Origin of the sequence: Dysgonomonas sp. UBA7710, assembly GCF_002482385.1 — a bacterium.
In the GTDB taxonomy this organism is placed as follows: domain Bacteria; phylum Bacteroidota; class Bacteroidia; order Bacteroidales; family Dysgonomonadaceae; genus Dysgonomonas.
On the sequence record NZ_DLFW01000041.1, the window covers coordinates 85,074 to 103,580 of the forward strand.

9 protein-coding genes are annotated in these 18,507 nt (G+C 38.8%); all 9 read right to left on the minus strand.

The features are described from left to right. Window positions 1–58: 58 nt before the first annotated feature. Window positions 59–4,834, minus strand: a complete 4,776-nt coding sequence (locus B3317_RS12895; RefSeq protein WP_291112232.1) for an Ig-like domain-containing protein — start codon at window positions 4,832–4,834, stop codon at window positions 59–61. Between the two features lie 121 nt (window positions 4,835–4,955). Then, window positions 4,956–5,894 carry a fimbrial protein gene (locus B3317_RS12900; RefSeq protein WP_291112235.1) on the minus strand — a complete coding sequence of 313 codons (939 nt, stop codon included), beginning with the start codon at window positions 5,892–5,894 and terminating at the stop codon, window positions 4,956–4,958. 12 nt (window positions 5,895–5,906) lie between these two features. Next, window positions 5,907–7,208 carry a fimbrial protein gene (locus tag B3317_RS12905; RefSeq protein ID WP_291112238.1) on the minus strand — a complete coding sequence of 434 codons (1,302 nt, stop codon included), beginning with the start codon at window positions 7,206–7,208 and terminating at the stop codon, window positions 5,907–5,909. A 35-nt stretch (window positions 7,209–7,243) separates the two neighbouring features. Beyond that, window positions 7,244–8,224, minus strand: coding sequence for a FimB/Mfa2 family fimbrial subunit (locus B3317_RS12910; RefSeq protein WP_291112240.1), 981 nt, complete (start codon window positions 8,222–8,224; stop codon window positions 7,244–7,246). Window positions 8,225–8,327: 103 nt separating this feature from the next. Then, complete coding sequence (locus tag B3317_RS12915) at window positions 8,328–9,911, minus strand: Mfa1 family fimbria major subunit (protein ID WP_291112243.1); 1,584 nt, start codon at window positions 9,909–9,911, stop codon at window positions 8,328–8,330. Between the two features lie 49 nt (window positions 9,912–9,960). After that, window positions 9,961–11,430, minus strand: coding sequence for a DUF3868 domain-containing protein (locus B3317_RS12920; RefSeq protein WP_291112246.1), 1,470 nt, complete (start codon window positions 11,428–11,430; stop codon window positions 9,961–9,963). A gap of 6 nt (window positions 11,431–11,436) precedes the next feature. Then, complete coding sequence (locus B3317_RS12925) at window positions 11,437–12,024, minus strand: DUF3575 domain-containing protein (protein WP_291112249.1); 588 nt, start codon at window positions 12,022–12,024, stop codon at window positions 11,437–11,439. A gap of 1,482 nt (window positions 12,025–13,506) precedes the next feature. Beyond that, window positions 13,507–14,526 (minus strand): hypothetical protein, encoded by a 1,020-nt coding sequence (locus B3317_RS12930; RefSeq protein WP_291112251.1) that lies wholly within the window; start codon window positions 14,524–14,526, stop codon window positions 13,507–13,509. A gap of 899 nt (window positions 14,527–15,425) precedes the next feature. Then, window positions 15,426–18,302, minus strand: coding sequence for a glycoside hydrolase family 3 C-terminal domain-containing protein (locus B3317_RS12935; RefSeq protein WP_291112253.1), 2,877 nt, complete (start codon window positions 18,300–18,302; stop codon window positions 15,426–15,428). Window positions 18,303–18,507: the final 205 nt, after the last annotated feature.

Sequence of the window (18,507 nt, forward strand, 5' to 3'; positions counted from 1 at the left end):
CTATACCACAACCAGCTTTGAGTGGCCGTGTTTTATTTACGTCGCGAACCTGAAGAATTTATTTTAACAAAACCCTTTCAGATTTGCTGATAGATTTATCATCACTTATTATTTTTACGATATATACACCCTTGTTGATTAGTTGATTTCCTGTAAAATATTCGCTGGAATTCTTGATAACTCTTTTCTCGTCAAGTAACCGGCCTAAAATATCGTAAACCGTAGCTACACAACCACTATCAGACTGATTATCAACTACAATACGATTATCTCTGATATAAATATTCACAAGAGAAGATTCTTGTCCGGTTCCGGTTAACGGAGAAGGGCTTTCTGTAATTTTAAATCTACCCTTAGCTATGTTATTTGCTCCTTGAATAATGTATTCTACGTTATTTTCAATCGGATAGCTGCGGCCCGTATATATGTCGTATAAATATAACTTACGTGTTTCTACATCAGAGGTTACGGAAAGCACTATCGAAAAGTTCTCATCTTTCACGGTATTCACTCCAAAAGTAGTTCCTGTAAATTCAGGGACTGTAGCTATCTGATACTTAGACTCTGCATTATCTGATACATATATCTGAGTCAGTCCTTCTTCCTGTAGTTTATATGCATCCCATCCATTATCAAAACCTGCAGTAGTACCTGAATTTTCAAATAACCATACACGATCGGCTGATGTATTACTGATAACATCCATAACAATATAAGGGTATTGTGGCATACTGTTTTCAGTATAGGCCGATTTCCACGGGTTTGTAGTCGATGTATTCAACTCATTCTTTATCAGTTCGCCATACTTCAATGTTATATTACCGGGAGTTTTTACATCCAACATGAATGTATGCATAGACAATATCCTGTCCGGTATCCCAGCTTGCCCTGCCAGATTAAACGGTACGGCCTGATATTGCCCGCCGGCAACTCCATTAACTGTTCCACCATTCATTTTTCGCCATTGGTCTCGTGTTCCCGTATTGAACAGGTAAACTGTGTTTTCGGTTAATTCGACACTTCCAAGTTCAAGAGCTGCGGATGTAATTGGTATAGCTGCAGTAAATGAATTGCCTACAAGGTTCATTCCCGAATAGTTGACATTAGATGTTCTGGTAAGCGGGACAATAGCATTACCGACATTTAGAGTTCCAGAGAAGCTATAAATATGGGTAGGCAAAGTATTACTACTGTTAGTCATTTCGTAACCTTTGAATGCTTTTAAACCTGTATCGGGCGCATATGGCGCCGGTTGCCATTTATTACCATTAAATGTTTCTACCCATTGGTTTACTGTTTCTACCCTAGGTGTAAGGTATGGAAAATCGGATGCCTGAACCGGAATGCCAAAATATTGCCATTGTTTTTTATAAAATCCGCAGGTTGAGCATTCATATGCTTTGTTATAGAATTCTACCGAAGCATTTACATTCCGGTTATCATCAGGATTGGCAAAGAGCAATGTTCCTGTCGGTTTATCAGTTGATGTCTTCACAACAATAGTCCCTTTGTCCGGGTTATCATCTCTTACCACACCGTTGATTGTAAGCTGGTTTTCAGTGGTTACCAGTAAATCTACATCCGAATTATTAATCAGGTCCCCGATTACACGATCGGTATCAAGATACAAGTCTCTCACAGCCGGGCTTCCGTTATTGTTGGCATTAGTGGCAAATTCAATATTCTCTCCGGGCTGAGGTACATGATCTGCAGTCCAGTTACCAGTTTTAGCCCAATCGTTATCAATCGTACCATGCCAGTAGTTCTTTGAGGATTTCGTTATTATGATATATACAGTTGCTTTGTCACAAAAAGATTCAGGAATACCGTCATCACACACTTCATAGATAAAGCTATCAGTACCTGTAAATCCATTATTCGGAGTATAAGTAAAAGTACCATCTGCATTCAAGACTACCGAGCCATAAACCGGATCTCTCATAGGAACTGTATTTACGATCTGCTCGTCCCCTTCCGGATCAAAATCATTATCCAATACATTTCCGCTAACGGGTTCGTTTTCTTTCGTGTAATACACATCGTCATTTGCATATGTAATGTTTATATTGCTTTTAGGTAATACAGTGATTGTCACTATTGCCCTGTCACAGGTAACGGGCTGGCCATCATCGCATACTTCATATTCAAATGTATCTGTCCCGTTAAATCCGGGATCAGGCGTGTAGGTATAAGTACCATCTGGCAGGATTGTAACCGATCCATGTGACGGAGGCGTTACAGGGGTGGTGTTTAAAATAAGATTATCTCCATCCGGATCAAAGTCATTGCTTAAAATATTACCCGATACCGGTTTATCCTGCTCTGTAATACCCGTATCATCGTTTGCAACAACATTGTTGTTTACTGAAGGATTCCGCTCCGGAACAACAGTGATAGTGACTGTCGCTGTAGCACAAGCTTTAAGCGGTGCAGGAACATCATCACAGACCGTGTAAGAAAAACGGTCTGTACCTGTAAAATTCTCTTTGGGTGTATAGACATATGTACCGTCAGTGTTGATCTGTACATTTCCTCCTTCGGCAGTCGTTATCGAACCTGCTGAAGTTACGGTCTGGATATGGCCTTCCAAATCATAGTCGTTGGTTAATACATTGCCGTTGACAGGGGTATTCTCAAATGTTATATTGATATCATTTACCGCATTGGTGCTATTGGTAGGATTTACGACAACAGTTGACGAATTATTGCCATGATTCGAGTCCGAAGACCTTACTTCCGGATACCCTTCGGCCGTATTGTTGTATATTCCGGATTTAAGCACTTTGGCCGTAATAGTCAATACCCTTTTATTTTTGCTTAAATCATCTGTATCATAAGGGACGTCATGCACCGTCCATATTCCTGTAAGGGGATCGTATGTTGTTTGCGTATTTTCCCATGTTTCCGGATCATTACTGCCTATAGGCGCAGGAGTAACAGTTGATCCCATAGGAGCTGTATGACTCACATACTCATATCCGGAAGGCAACAGATCGTCTACTGTTATATCCTGAGCATACATCAGGCCTTTGTTCGTTGCCGTAATTGTAAATGTAACTTCACTGCCTATGGCCGGAGTGGGATTACTAACTGTTTTGAGAATTTCCACATCCGATTTATCCCAGTTAAAAGTGAAGTTCAACTCTAGGGTTTCCATCCATGAACCGGCATAAACATTGAACGTATTATTATTTCCTATGCCGTTATCTCCGCTTGCCCACCATATATTGCCGGGGCTGTCCGCTCCCGTAGTGTTGATAGCAGGTGATTGTACGTTATAATCAGCATAAGTTGTTGAATTGTCATTTCTTGGTACCGTACCCCATTGATTAGCTCCCAGAGGGTTATTATTGGTAACCCTCGTACCCGGTACTCCGGTATAAATTTTGCTGTGGTCCCAGAATAATTTCACCGTTGCACTCTCCATATCTACCGGCCTTATATTTTTCATTGTTATTCCAAGGCTTTGTTCCATATCGTAGACAGGAAAATGTACAGGGAAAAAGTTTGCAGATGTAAGCAATTTTATTTGAGTACCTGCCGGAACAACGTTACCGTTCCCATCTTTACCATCCCAGTATACATCATATGCTCCCGGAACATCAAAATACCTGAATATCTGGACATCTCCGGTTGAGTAATCACCGGAATTGTCCAGGTCTACCAGGATATCCAAAGATCCGGGAGTATCCACTTCTACCATGAAATACGCTTCTCCGCCGGTAGCATCAGCTTTTCTTCTGAACCTCACGTCTGTACTGGCAATAGGAGCAATTGAAGTCTTCCAGATCGATTCGTCGGGTTCCTCTACAAATAACGGATACTGATAACGATTGGATGTACCTTTAACAGACTTGCGGTTTTCTTCAATGTCGGGATCCCCATTCGGTAAAAAATTGTTTAACGGACCGGAATCGTTCGCAAAAAATACCGCATAGCCTGCGTTAGATCTTCCAAAATTGACATACTTGATATAATAATCATCTGTCTGATCGGTATAAGTATTGTCTACCGGAACATAGAATCCGAAATTATCGTGGTAAGCTGAAGTATTCGGTTGCCCGTTTGTTCCGGAAGGCAGACCGTTATATATGCTCCAATATTTACAATACACCCGGCCCGGGCGCTTAGTAGTACCTGAAGCAACGGTTACATCCCATTCCGATATTTCAAAACCATTATTACCCGGAGAAGCTATTTCGACCCAAAAAGCCCGGTCTTGACCGGTATTATTCGTAAACTGGCCTCCCGGATTAGAACTGGAACTACTTGCTGTCCCACTGGTAGTATAACCTCCCGATGTTAAAGCAGACGGTCCGGCAACAGCTTGTGCTTGAATCAAATTTGTATTAATACTTGTCCTGCCCTGTAAGTTACTGTTTGCTGTTGTAACTTCTGTCCTTCCGGAGCCTGATATCCCCGAAGGAAAAAATGTATTGTATCCGGCTGTTGTATTATCACAATACCAGGTAAGGTTACTGCTGGTACTGCTCCTGAAGCTAAAGTAAACTGTTTCGCCCGCTTTGACATAGACGTAAAAGCGATGATTAGGATCATAATTGGAAGCGGCACTCGGTCTCATCATGCTCCCACGGGTATTATAACCTGAATTTCCCGTATTATTCCCCGGAACCCACAATGAACTTTGGCGACCTGTCTGAGTACCTTTCCATTTACCCGAACCTTCAGCCTGGATATTTGCCCATGGTACTGCAATAAGCAACAGACTCAGAAGTAGCAAATAGAGGCTTGTTTTTTTACGACAAGTGAAAAGGTATTTCTCTGCCTTTAAACCCAGATCCGGGAAAACCGGAGTATGATATTTTTTCTTCATATATCAAATCATTAAAAGATTTACTGATCCGCCTATCTGAAAATTTCAATTCAGCGATCTATCAATATATCATTAATATTTTCTTTCAATTTGGATTGTAGAGTTTAGCCCAACTTTAATATTATATCTCCATATCATATATGTACCAATGATTACGCTCTATCTTAGCCGGCAATAGCAACTTATAGGTTTCATTACCGAATTCAGGCGGAGGCAATGGTCCTGCTCCCTGATAAGGAATACTTATTTCTATCGCACTTCCGGCATTATCACGCTCATTAATATAAGTGCTAACGATCAACTCCGTAACTTTCCCGTTCTCCAGATTATATGCTGATACAGTTCCGCTAGCCTGCCATGCGACCCAATCTGAAGAACTTGCTAAATTATCGGTTTTGGATATTTGTTTTAACACATATGTATTCTTATCGAAATCAATGAATCGATAGTTATACTGGGCAATACTGTTCACCACGGGAGTACTCTGATGTTCTGCCGAGAGTTTTACATTAAGCTGTACTTTTGCAACAGTACGTGTTAACGGGACATTATTCAGTTGAAAATTAGAATTAAAATCATGGGTTTTATTACCCGACATTAATACAGGTGTAGTTATATTATCCGACCAGGGTTGGGACGTTTCCTTTAGTACCGATTGTAGCCCTGTTAATGAGGCCACAGCATCAAGATCTGATTTGATAGAAGAACAGTTGGCTATGATATAAACCTGTCTGTTACCGGCTTCTGCCTGAGTCAGGTTTAACGATATCTTGCCATTGCTACTGTTCCATGAGCCTCCTGTAAAAGTTGAAGTATTGACATAATACTTTTTCAAGGTTTGTGAACCTGTCGTAGGAAACAGGAACAAGTATAAATCGTCTATACGTTGTTCTTCCACTGTTCCGGCATCAACTGCCTTAGTCTGTTTTGTGACGTAATTATCTATGCTGAAGAATAACTCAATCCTGTTATTCTCCAAGAGAGCATCTGTTGTTTCCCCATTCGAGCAGGCCACAAAGAACAAGCTTAAAAACAATGATATATATACTATTCTTTTCATACTTCTTTTCTCTTATTTCATAAAGGTTTTAACAAGGTTATCATTGTACCATACCTCGAGGTATGATTGGCCTGCGGTAGGCACAGTCCCCAACTGATAGTCTTGTGACGCTACAGTGTCCAAACTATCAAAGTCCTTTTCATCCGTACCGTCAGAAAACTTAAAAGGAGTTATGGTTTTTAATTTGACAGCATGAGGCGTACATGCTTCTACCGTATTACTGATGGTAACCTTCCCATTCTCGTCCACAGTAACATTATATCCGTATCCCATATAGGCAGAACTTTGCTTAACCTGCCACGGATCGAGGCTATAGATAATTTCTATGGCACGCAGTTTGTTTATAATATAGGAATAATGGCGGTTACGATAAATATTATAATCCGGCTTATCTGCCTGCTGGCCTGTGGCAAAAGATAAATAATCAGTATCGGTTATAGTACGGTTATCCGTTATGATTGGTATTTCATAGAAAGTACCATCGAGAGTTTCAATCAGAAAGTAATTAATCGGTTTGTGATCTGCCAAAACCGACCAATCGGGAGCCGTCATCAAAGCTTCAGGCATATAATAGATATATGTATTTCCTACTTTTTTCAAAAGTTTATCTTCATAATAAACCGGAGTAACAGGAGTAGCCGGTGATATAAGGCTAAATTTCCTGTTTGCATTTTTGTAATATATATTTTTCACGCCGGAACCGATTTCAGAGCCTTCGATCTGTACTTCCAGCTTTGCAACTACACGAATAAGTTTTACCCTTTCTTCCCCATCCGGATAAAAAGGTTTCGGGGAATAAATATTGCCTCCCTCAGTAATAGCCTGATTCATATACACCCTCGACATAGGAAACCCTTTCGACTCTTCCGCGTTCAGGTATAAACCGGCATCAAGGTCGCTAAATGTATTCATATAAGCGTCCATTGCTGATTTTGTAGTAATACTTTTCAGGTCATCCATTGGCATATTGGCAACAAAGTAAAAATCACGCTGCCCCGTTGTCATCTGAACCGTGAAAGTTTTTTCTTTATCAGCAAACGGTATCCCTTCATCAAAGAATTCACAGACTTTTACGCCGGTTGATGAGTCGAAAACCAACATGGCCAGATCATGTACCCGGTCCTCATAGTCCACATCATCGGCATTAAATGATTCTACCCCTGCTGCCTGCGCTTTGGTTATCGACAGGTAAACCTGAGGTTCTTTATCTGTTCCATCATCTATACCCTGATGATTATCGTAGATCTGTGATTCGCAAGCTGAAAAAGAAACCAGCATACCAATAAGTGCTACATATAATAAATTCAATCTCATAATCATATTGATTATTTAAGCCCGACAGCTTAGATTTACAATTCTGTACTATAGCTGTGTACAAGCCAGTTATTTACATAAATAGCACAGCTAAAATGTGTCCAGCATTCTGAACAATAGTCCTTTATCACGAATTTGACATTAAAATCGTTTTCACAGTTTAAGTTGATTCCACCCTCTACAGTTCTCAACAAAATACTGGCAATCAGGTCTCCGTCAAAAACAAGTTCTTCTTTATCGTTACCTGTATAAGTTATCTTTAGTTTATTATTGTATCCGGTTACAAGATCAAGCATCGAATAATTCCATGTACCTGAGTTTCCGACAAATTTAGTTTCCAGTGCCGGATATGTTAATGCCTCTGTATTAAGTGGCATGGTACCATCTACACGTACTGTTCCATTAGCAGAAGAAACAGCTACCTGTAGCTTTTGCGGATCGTAACCCTTCATTGTAGCCTCATCGAACTCCACAACAATATTTACCCTGTTGGTCAGCTCACGCAGATTAATAGCAGTGTGCTTATATAATGAACCATATTCTTCGGGCTCAGGAAGAAAAACAATTGGGCTTTCCCCGTGCCAGATACGTTCGGTGACAGCTAAACGGGTTGCTATACTATTTGTGGAATTGATAGCTAACATCACATCCTTCTTGGTTGTTACATTTGGAGTGAAGGTGCCCCTTCTGAATTTTTCATTGACACCGGCCCATGCTATAAATGAATAGTTACCATTGGAAACCGGCATAAGAACTTCAAAATCACGGTTGAGTTTGACATTTTGCTGACTCACCGAAGTTACCAGTTTTCCTTCTTCATCGAATGCAAACACTGTAAGCGATGACACATCACCAATGAAAGCAGAGTCTGTCGCACATGGAGTCATGGAATAGAATTTTACATAAACACCCTGGGGACAATCCGCCAGATCATTGTAGATAAGGGAATCGCAACTCCACAAAACTGTTCCCAGCGTGAACAATGTCATCATAATCCTGATTCGCAAATTCTTCATCCGTTGCATTTTTAAATAATTGAAATTGATGTTTGTTTTAATAACCGGAGGAAGCATAACTACCTCCCCCGGTAGTATTTTACATATCTGAAAACTCTATTTCTTAAATTCCCAGATCTACTTTATAAGAATGTAGTTTCCAAGGAAGAACAGTAACATCTACGCTCATCCATGTTTCAGGAGAAGTCAGCGGATCAGTCGGATCAATCGGATTTTCCGGTTCGGTTACGCCTGGTACATTTGGTTTTGGATCAGGATTTGTAGGAGTAGGACTGTTAGGATCTTCCGGATAAAGTGGGTTCCAGTTCGTTCCTAAATTTTTAAAGCCTGTAATATGAACATGATAAACATTGTTTCTTACAACCGGTGAATTATACCAATTTGGTATATTATCCGGATTCACCCATGCATAGTATAGTATTTTACCACCAACATATTTAGCTACTGTTTGTCCGACAACCCCGCCTTTAGCCGGATCTACAGCATTATCCGAAGATATGTAGAATCTTCCGTTTGCACCTACATAGAAGTCGTCTCCAGCAGTATAAGAACCGCCATCAATAAACACACTAGGTGTAAATTTAGCTCTTACAAGGACATAAGCTGTATTTCCTTTCTTGTATTTTGATTCGTCTGCACCACCAATCGTATGTGTATTCGGTAATATGAACTTACCTGAAAGCTGAGCATCCAGATCAGCAGTTACAGCACCTTTAGGATCGGTATTATAATCAGCCATTGTCGGTACTGCCGTTCCTCCAAACTGGGTTGCCGGATCGTATGCTTCGAACAAGCCTGAGTAATCATATTTACTACCTGCATCACTTATATATGCCGCATCTGTAGCAGGCGACCATCCGAAATTAGGTGTAGCAAAATCTGCTTTGCGCTGAACGAACAAAGAGTTCTCTCCCTGAGCCAGTACCCATGTTATATCAGAAACTGTACCCAAAGTAGTTGCTCCCGATTTTATATCATAAGTGTTATTTTCAGTAGTTACCATTACACGGGCAACAGCTCTTTCCACATTCACACTCGCACGGTTCTGGCCTCCTGAAATTGTCTGAACTTCAGTTATATTAGGCGCAACATTGATTGTAATTTCGGCAGTATTAGTCATAACAATCGTTTCATCAACAATACCGTTTTTCTTAGCCAGTTTTTCAGCTGATGTACTTACTGCAAGGTCTGTACCTGAATTGGCAAGACTTAAAGCCAGTGTTTTATAGGCATTTTCGAATACATCGGCAGGAGTCGCAGCCAAAGCTGTCTCAACATCCGATGTTCCGTTTACCAGTACATAAACTTTTTTAATACCTGCGGATGTTTTAATAGCAGCAGATGTCTGTGGTGTTAAAATAACCTGATTTCCACTCTTGGTCAATAAATAATCAGTACCTACAGTGAAAGGCTTCATAGTCACCGTAGTTCCATCTACAAGATAAATTGCTATTTTCTCAATTTTATCTTTTCCTGCCCATTCATCAAGATAGTTATAATCCTCCGGTAAACCAGCCGCCTTTGTTGAATTTTGATTTCCGTTCACAGACATACTCAATGCAACACTCACGTTTGTGTTCGCTTCCTTTTCCCCGGTCGATGATGTAAGGTCATCGTCACCGCTACATGCTGTAAATCCTAGAGCCAAGGCTACAGCACCAATCATAAATAATTTACTAATCGTCATTTTTTATTCATTTTAAAGAATTATTTTCGTAAGGTTTATTATGCACTTTTTATTTTGTGTCAATTGATTTCTCTATTATCTCCAAATTTGCTTTTCCATTCGGGTCTTTATGGTCTGCTGATTTTCTAAAATAATCCATAGCTTTCTCCGTGTCACCTTTGAGAATATATGCAACTCCAAGATTATTCCACGATTGTGGTTTATCTTCTATTTTTTTCAGTCGTTCGATAGCTGCATCCAGATTTTTACTTTCAATGTCCGCTGCAGCCGAATTCATAATGGCTATTTCACTTTCCGGGTACAGTCTGACAGCTATATCGAATACTTCCCTGAACTCTTTGCTATTAGATGAATAACTCTCCGCCACAAGATACATTTCATTCAGACTAAGCAGCTTAGGATTCTTTTTGATTATCTGCCTGGCTTCCTCCACATTAAATGCACGTACTATATATGCAATAGAATATTCGGTCCGGCGCAATGCAGGATAATAATTATTGAGCAATGTACGGTAGGTATCACCTCCCGAAAGGGTTAAAAGTTCCTTGTCGCGTGCATCCGGATTTGAAACTTTGTCAATAATATCCAGTACAGCTTGCTTATCTGCCAAAGAGGATGCAACTACAGCTTTCCGCAATCCGGACCAGTCCTCTCCCATCCCATCAACGGTAAACTTATTACGCGATATACCAAACTTAGTAACTAAATAGTCTGCAAATGAGTTAGCCCTGTTTTCCGCCAGTTTTCGGTTATGCTCAAATCCTCCTTCCGGTGAAGCATATCCGGCTATGCTAAACTCTGTAATTTCCAAGTCTTTGTTATCTCTTATTTCGCCGATCACACTATCTACCTGAGCAAATTCCCGCGAGTTATTCTTGTAGTCGCGTAACAGCTCATAGCGGTCAACGATATAATTAAAAGTGGCTGTATGGCGATCACTGCGAGCTTTAACAGGCTCTACCTCAGGCACGATAAATGTAAGTTTATACAACTCCGGATCTTTCTTCGGCAATATATTCTGTACAATCAGTTGGTTGTCTGTGGGTTCGGAACAGTTTGCACACCCCGACACATTCGTTTCAATGGCAAGTGATGCGTCATCCATCCAGGATTTATAAGGAACGCTTACACCATAATTAATTGATTGTTCGGTTTTATTTTTTCTCTTAAGGATTGTTTCCGGTTGCGTATCAAAAGGCAAATCTCCTCCAAGTTTATTCTTGCGGTTTATAATCTTATTCCGTAAACCTCCTGTTATAGCTACAGGTGGAAGATTTAGATAATCCATATTATTTTCATTGGATTTCAGAACAGGTGTAAGGATAACCATGTCATTCCTTTTAACATCCATTTCGTCAGGTATAACTATATCCATAGAGACCAAAACCTGATTTCCCTGCCTGACGAAACGTTCTGCCGACGCTTGTATTTTCCCTGTCCGGGTCTGCGAAAAAGCAGGTATAAAGAATATTGTTAATAATATGCACAGGGATGACTTTAATATAATTTTCTTCTTCATTGCTTCCTATTTTAAGAAATAAATAAAAGAAAGGCCCACTTTGGTTATACCCCAATAATTGTAATTGCCTTCATCTAATTTGGTTCCACAATTTTTACATGGATACTCATCATAATGAATACGAGCATAACCCGCACCTATGTTAAACTCGAAATTCCAGCGGTTAGACAAGACCCACTGATAACCATAGCTTATGCCTCCACCATAAAGATATCCTTCGTAGCGTTTATCTTTAAAGACATCCAGCCGGCCGACAGGGATATCCCAACCTCCGGCATTGAATTGCGCACCATGTGCATGCAACCCCAAAAAGTGACCATTAAAGGTCTCGCAAAACCACCATCGATATTCGGGTTGGATAAGCCAGTGCTTAAAACTCTTGTTATCAGAAAACTCAAAGACGTTTAAACCCCCGGCAATTTCCAGTGTACTCTTCTTACCCAACCCAAACTCCAGGCCTAAGTTGGGAGTAGTAGTGCCCCAATAAGCCAGATTGGTTTTTACGCCTATTTCCTGCGATCTGATTACAGAATAAAAGCTCGTAAAAATCAAAACAACCAGACAGATTTTTCTTAATGTTTGACTATTATTCATTTTCTTGTATTATATAATAATTATCAGGTTATTACTCCTTACTCTATGAAAAGAAGCTCTACATTCTTATTTATATATTTGTTTTACAACACTACGTTTTATATTCATTTTTCATTTCACAATAAAGAAACTTACAACAGGAATGAGCCGGAATAATAATACATATGGAAACAATAGCTACATTATTATATGCAACTTTTGCAAAAAATCTCCACATATCAATATTGATAATATCTATTTCTTAACAGATTATATACATTATACAATTAAAGAGATCATCATATTACTCTTTTGTTATATATTTATAATCAATTAATAAGGCAATGTCTCCATATTGTATTTCTTTCTACAAATATCCATCTATATGGTCTTATTTGTGGTACATTTTTATAGTATTTTAAGGTGGTAATTTTCTATTTTTAAATCTTAATACGGGATAATTATTATTGACACAATTTCACACTCACACATTCCCGTTATACGTTTTTTAACTTACACAAAACATACAATAATGAATTTAACAAATGTATAATGCAGAAATAGAGGTTTACACTTTAAAATCTTTTAGGACATTATAAATCAAGTACTTATAAATTAAGTTTATCAGATATAGATATCATATATATGATTTATTGTTAAAAGATTGGATTGTCAAATATAAAAATCACGTTATAATTTTTCACCAGAAAGTAGAAGATAAAAACTTTCCAGTTAGCCACAGCTTAAAATAAATTTCGACAAGAAATAACTATCAGATACTTATCTTTTTTACAATATGTCCGTCAATAAGTTCAGAAAAAAAACCTCCGAATCATCCCGACTCACAGGTTTTGGAAGACAATAAGTATATACGAATGTATATACATAAAAACAAATCTTACGGTCATCACGACCACTAAATTCTCCACGTCATAAACTATATAATAGATTTATATTTCGCATACCCGGATAACCAACGATCTGCATACCCTCATGGGCTGATAGATCCTTATTTATTAATTCAGCAAAGTATATTTCGGCTATTTTTCATTTCAAACATTTGGTATCTTCAGGTAAAACCTTGTCAAATAAATTTCAAATCTATAAAGTCGCAGGATGTAAAAAAGATATGTGACCAAAGGCTTTTCCCTTTCTATAAATGCACAATAAATATCTTATTTTATTTATCAATTGAAAATCCGCGAACCATCCCGACCCACGGATTCCACCTTAACACAAACTTTACAAAACTACACAGTAGCTAATATAAACTAGCTATTTTTTCCTTATAAACTTTTATTCTATTCTTCTTTTACTTATGTGTTACAAAAATATACAATCCACTATTCATAAAAGGTACAAAATGTGAGCAAGGGCATCGAATCTATTTTCTATTTTAATATCCGCAAGAAACTTGCATACAGATATTGCATTTACCGTTCAAACATTCCATTATTTTGCATTTTCGTAATTGTGGTATTAAAATAATCGGGTATAAATTATTCAAGTCGTAGATAATTTGGAGTTAATCAATTTTCGCTGCTCTTGAAAAAACTTGTGTCTTTGAATCTCTCCGCCAAATGTTATAAGTGTAGAATATCGCTTCAGAGATTCAATCCATAATGCATGACTTTTACAAATACTCGGATCAAGGGAATTGATTCCACCTATACCATACAGTGCAATATGCGAACGTGAAGAGTTGTTACTCTCAAGAAGTAAATAAGTTGCATCAATATCTATATTACATAAGTATACAGCAATATTCGAATCGGTATTATTATAAATCCCGGAAATAGATATGTTTTCTATTTCTGATATCACTTCATTTAATTCAGCTTTGATAAGCTCCATATCTTCTGCATCGAGAAGATTCAGATCATAGAAATAATTCAGCTCCCTTATTACGGAGGCAAACATATCGTGATTAATTATTATTTGAGAATTCTTCACTTTCCGGATTTCAGATACAAATGCACGGTGAGCATTCGTCAATTCTTTTTCTATCGTAAAATCCTTATAAGGCAATGATTGGATTCTCATAATCTGATAAGACCATTTAAACAAGCGAAATTTGGCCAAGCTATCATAGTGAAGAAAAAATATAAAAGGCAGGCTGTTAAATGCACATTTGAATGTTGAATTTTCTAATGCTCCAAACCTGGAAGCTAATGATACATATTCCTCTATTCTTTTGGCATAGTTTATATTTATATGAGTCATATCTACAAGATTCAACTCAAATATCGCTTTCTTATCAACTTGCGAACCTATGATATTATCCACAGAAAAGCCCAATACCTGTGATATCTGGGCCACCTCTTCAAACGAAAACCTTACTTCTCCCCGGAGTCTTCGATAAACTGATTCTTTCCCCAAACATAAGATATCACCTAATACGGAAGCTACTTTTTCTTTCTCCGATTTTGTCAAATTTTCTTTTTCTGTAATTGCAGTCCGTATCGTCCTTATTAACCGATCATGCGCACTTGTCTCTTTCATCGAATTTATTCCTACATTCATGATTTAATTTCCTTTTAATCTGTTTATAAATAAACTATAGAAAAGACTATTTACTTAGCAAAACCCTCATTTACACAATCTTTAAACCCTGTAAAGTCATTATAATATAGCAAGATTAATTTTGTCGCAAAATTATAGATACAGATACTTTCGAAGCGTACATTTTGTGATTATTATCAAAGTATAATTTTCTTTTATAGCATTTAGCATATTATATATTTCATTTATGACATTTAACAACTTTAAGATGTCAGTAAATGAATTCAAAAGACAAATAATGCAAATAACGAGCCTCACATATCATATTTTTGCTTTTTTTGACATTACAAAGCAATTAAAATCAATTATTAATCTTTTTTTCTTAAATCATCTGGTCTAAAATGATCGTTCGGCATACTCAGACAAGGCTATTGGCAAATATTGATTAATACTACTTTCTTTTTTGGCAAGATATATAATATTTTAAATATCAATAAGTCTTTATCTTTCTGCATGGTTAAATCAATTGTTATTTTATGCTAAAAAGCATAGTATAATTATACGTCATGTTAAGGCTCGTACTTTCTTCTGCTTACATCATAAATTACTCATGATAATATACTTGCGGGTATGTCATCCCTCTTTTCGCGAACAGGGGTAAAATAAAGGTAGGGCAACCATGGTATGTAGATGACGGATATGATTCCAAGAATCGGGGTTACAATGTAAATATTGTAGAACTATCAAGGCGATAGATATGAGGAAAATCTGCGACTATGCAAAAAGAAAGGGAATCTATATTCATGTCTTTTCACACTGGATGCTATTATGTGTACTTATTCCCAATTAAGTATGATAAAGAACTACAAGTACTATCCCTGTAGTTCTTTATTTCCATATTATGAACCAGTTGGCGACCGTTATTTATTCGTATAAATTACGCTTTTGTATTTCGAGGTAAATTGTAATGTCTTGAAATCACTCTGTGATATCTCAAACTGGAATTGCTTTTCTTCTCCGGGTTCCAAATCATAATGACGTGTATCCCCGACTTTCTTCCCATCAATATACATCATCAGTTTTCCGGTATCAGTCAGATTTCCTGTATTGGTAACCAGCACATTCACTGTTTTTGCGTCCTTTCCGGGGAGGTTCTCAACACTTACGACCGTTATCGCAAAATCTGCATTAAAGTCCAGAGGATAATCTATCTCCCCGTTGATACCATCCTTAGTTTCGATGAAACCGACACTGTCTTTTATACGGTCTTTAGCAATGTAAGACGGGCTCTTACCTCCGACCATTATCTTGAACACTCCTTTTTCTACTACCCTGTCCATCTCATCATTAAGTAAAGACAATTGGTAAGGGGTGAGAACAAAAGACACTTTCTTCGACTCCCCCGGGTTCAGATGAATCCGGTCGAAGTCTTTCAATTCCATTACACGTGTTTTTACACTGGCGTACATATCGGTTATATATAGCTGCGCAACTTCGCCTCCGGCTATCTTCCCTGTATTTGTCACCGTAGCATTCACAGACACATTCCCATTCTTTTCTAATGATATGTTCAGATCCGAGTAGTTGAATGATGTGTAACTTAATCCATAACCGAATTGATATAAAGGATAATATGGCATATCTACATAATCATAGACCCGTCCCGATGTTTTGAAATTGTAATACAACGGTAGCTGGGCTGCATCCCTTGGGAATGTCATTGGCAAGCGTCCGGCCGGATTGTAATTACCGAAAAGGACATCTGCGGTCGCATAGCCTCCTTCCTGGCCCGGCAGCCAGTTTACCAGTATTGCCTGGCAATTTTCCGCGGCATATGACAAGTTATAAGGGCGGCCGGCCTGTAATATTAACACGACCGGCTTTCCTGTTTTGCACACAGCTTCCAGCAATTTTTGCTGTTCTCCCGGCAATATCAATGTAGCAAGATCGTGGTTTTCTCCCGAAGTATTGGTTATTCCTTTCAGGGCCTCACTTGTAGAACAATCACCCAGTATAAGTACTGCCACATCGGCGCTTTCAGCTGCTTTCACAGCCTTAGCTATATCAGCCCCCTCTGTGCCGATAAAACGGCATCCTTCCTCATACACCACCTTTGTACTGCTATTCACTGCGGCTTTAATGCCTGTAAGGACAGACTTTAACTGACCCGGCCGGGGCTTGGAAGTATAGTCTCCCGGTTGTAGATTATCTGCTCCCGGGCCGATTACGGCAATCGTTTTAAGAGACTTAGATAATGGAAGGATATTTCCTTTATTTTCGAGCAGCACAATAGATTCCTGAGCCGTTTTGCGGGCCAGTGCCTGATGCACGGGAGAATTCCATCCGGGATATATTTTATTCCAGTCGAGAGGTTTACATGGATTATTCTCGAACAACCCGTTTCTGAATAATGTGCGCAGGAGTGTTTTACATGTGTAATCCAAATCGTCCATATTCAATTCGCCTCTTTTAGCTGCCGCTATAACGTCAGGGTCGTTATAGGTATCACCGCAATTGGTGGCAATACCTGCCGCAAGAGCCTGTTTTGCAGCTTCCACCTTGTCCTTCGCGGTATAATGTTTGCGGGCTGTAAGATTACCCAAAGCCCCGCAATCGCTGACAATAAACCCGTCAAAACCCCATTCGTCGCGTAATATTCCTTTCAGAAGCTCTTTACTTTTTGCAACAGGAACCCCCTGATAATCGGAGTATGACATCATTATCGATTGATACCTGTATTTCTTAAAAATATTCCGGAAAGGTACAAGGTGTATTTCACGCATTTCCCGCTCGGAAAGTCCTATATCGTGAGAATCTCTCCCGCCTAAAGGCGCCCCGTGCGCCGCGAAATGCTTCGGTGTCGTCATTAAGCCTTTCGACTGGTAGCCTTTTATCCATGCTCCGCCGATTTCCGTTACCAGCACCGGATCTTCTCCGTAAGTTTCTTCACATCTCCCCCACCGGGCATCCTGTGCGACATCCAGTACCGGCGACCAGGCCTGTACCGCATTAGCACTTACGGTTTCGTCTCCGATAGCCATAGCTACTGTTTCTATGAGTCCTTTATTCCATGTTGCGCCCATACCTATCGATTGCGGAAATATAGTTGCGCCGCTGCCATAAGAAAAACCATGTATCGCTTCCACTTTTTGTATAGCGGGAATCCCCAAGTGTGGTATACCGGGTATTCCCCACCCTTCGCGAAGCAGTTCCATTTTATCTTCTGCGGTCATCACGGATAGCAGATTTTCCACACGGGACTCCAGTGGCAGATCAGGATTCATATAAGCTCTGTCCTTTAATGGTATGTTTTCTATTTCCGCTTTTTTATCGAGGATAGATACTGATACCTCTCTAATTAATAAGTCTTTCTTTAATATCCCTTCCTTAAACACAAAACGGACATGTGCTCCATATTTCGATGTAAATGACAGTACAAATGCCCTATCTTTTGCCGACACCGTATAATTCACCTTAGTACCCAGATTCATAGGATCGTATGTAATGTACACAGATAATAGTCTTTGCAATTCCTGAGGAGTTATTCCCTCACAGTCTACGGTGATTGCATTAACATCTCCCGCTTTTTGTAACGAAAACATCAGCCATTCCGCTTTTTGTAAGTCTTTCGGAGCCAGTTTCCAATTCGTTTTCGGGTTGTTATCAGCAACGCTATTGACTGTCTTTTCATTGACCGATGTAGAGATTCCCGCTATGTTATTATTCTGTGCCACTGTTATTGTGGAGAAAAACAAAACACACAACAGGCTAATAAATGCTCTTGTTTCTTTTTTCATTATACTCTTAGTTTTTTATGATATTATATTCATGTATATTTTTCATATAGCACAAAGAAAACAGTATGGCATTAATAAATAGTCCGATGTGAGATTAACAGGCACATAAAAATTCGCTTAATGACGAGTATCAACAGGGATATTAAAGGAAAAAGTAACAGAAGTAACAGAAAACTAATGTGCTAATTAGCCAATATGCCGATGT

Bases quoted from the DNA above. Each gene is read 5' to 3' on its own strand.
- B3317_RS12910 (WP_291112240.1), bottom strand. From the start codon at position 8,224: ATGAAGAATTTGCGAATCAGGATTATGATGACATTGTTCACGCTGGGA.
- B3317_RS12925 (WP_291112249.1), bottom strand. From the start codon at position 12,024: ATGAATAATAGTCAAACATTAAGAAAAATCTGTCTGGTTGTTTTGATT.
- B3317_RS12900 (WP_291112235.1), bottom strand. From the start codon at position 5,894: ATGAAAAGAATAGTATATATATCATTGTTTTTAAGCTTGTTCTTTGTG.
- B3317_RS12920 (WP_291112246.1), bottom strand. From the start codon at position 11,430: ATGAAGAAGAAAATTATATTAAAGTCATCCCTGTGCATATTATTAACA.
- B3317_RS12905 (WP_291112238.1), bottom strand. From the start codon at position 7,208: ATGAGATTGAATTTATTATATGTAGCACTTATTGGTATGCTGGTTTCT.
- B3317_RS12915 (WP_291112243.1), bottom strand. From the start codon at position 9,911: ATGACGATTAGTAAATTATTTATGATTGGTGCTGTAGCCTTGGCTCTA.
- B3317_RS12895 (WP_291112232.1), bottom strand. From the start codon at position 4,834: ATGAAGAAAAAATATCATACTCCGGTTTTCCCGGATCTGGGTTTAAAG.
- B3317_RS12930 (WP_291112251.1), bottom strand. From the start codon at position 14,526: ATGAATGTAGGAATAAATTCGATGAAAGAGACAAGTGCGCATGATCGG.
- B3317_RS12935 (WP_291112253.1), bottom strand. From the start codon at position 18,302: ATGAAAAAAGAAACAAGAGCATTTATTAGCCTGTTGTGTGTTTTGTTT.